We start from the raw sequence: 931 nt of genomic DNA, 5'->3' as shown, positions 1-931 counted from the left end.
GGTGACAGTCTGTGCGGTAGTATCCGGCTTCATGAAGGGGCCCTTGTTGAGGGGAAACGCGTGTCGCAACACGTTTCTACCGCAACTGGGGCCTTCTTCAATTCAGGAACGCGACTTCTTCATGAATTATTCGGGCTAGGCACGGTTCAGCGCGGCGCGGTGAGAAGAAAGTTGGTGATGCCCCCCTCATTCGGGTGGGGTCATATTTCCTCATCTTCTGGGCTTGCGTCCTTGGGGCGGGATCAGGATGTAATCCGGATCCGAACAAACCCGCTGTCCTCGAGCCTGGGCAAAATGCTCAGATCGCGACATCGTCCGCCTACGTCCGAATCCTCGTGCTCAAGGACAGCGGGGCAGGTGAGTACCACGAGGTCTTTCTTCGCGAGGGGCTTCAGGATCCCCCGATTGACATCACGTCATCGTTCACGTTGGCCGACGGCACGCCGCCAACAAAAGACCGCCTCCACGCCAACATCGATCTTCCCCTGGGGACGCATGAGGTCTGGGTCGTCCAGCACAAAGGGGCGAACTCGTGGCAGAGCGCGAAACGCCAGTTCTCCCTCGTCACAGGGCTTGCGACGGAGTACGGCGCACTCACGGGTCTCGACGGAGGCACAGCAGGAAAGGTCGTGACCCAGGCGATCGGCGGTGCAGTCGAGCGCCCCGCCCCCGCCTCCGATCTTGCACTCCTCTTCGGAGAGACCGATCTCAACGGCGGGACCGTGCATCCGTCGACGATCGCGTTCTCGACCGATACGGATCCCACGGACGGCATCACGACCTCGTACTACGACGAGGCTGGAATTGGCACGATCGAGGCGGCGCTCGGGCCGCTGGTGTAGACGCTCACTCAGAAGCGTAGAAATCTGATCATTTGGCCGGGGGGCGACGCAGCCCGCCGTTCCGGATTCCGATTCAGATCTTCCGGGTC

At 61.1% G+C, this 931-nt stretch carries 1 protein-coding gene; it reads left to right on the top strand.

Annotated elements, in window-relative coordinates:
* Nucleotides 1–335 precede the first annotated feature (335 nt).
* Nucleotides 336–842: a hypothetical protein gene (locus GY937_21945; GenBank protein MCP5059375.1), complete on the top strand. Its 507-nt coding sequence runs from the start codon at nt 336–338 to the stop codon at nt 840–842.
* The last annotated feature ends 89 nt before the right edge of the window (nt 843–931 follow it).

Source organism: bacterium (assembly GCA_024228115.1).
GTDB lineage: Bacteria > Myxococcota_A > UBA9160 > UBA9160 > UBA6930.
The sequence above is the reverse complement of the archived record's forward strand: the minus strand, read 5'-3'. Positions and strand labels throughout refer to the sequence as shown.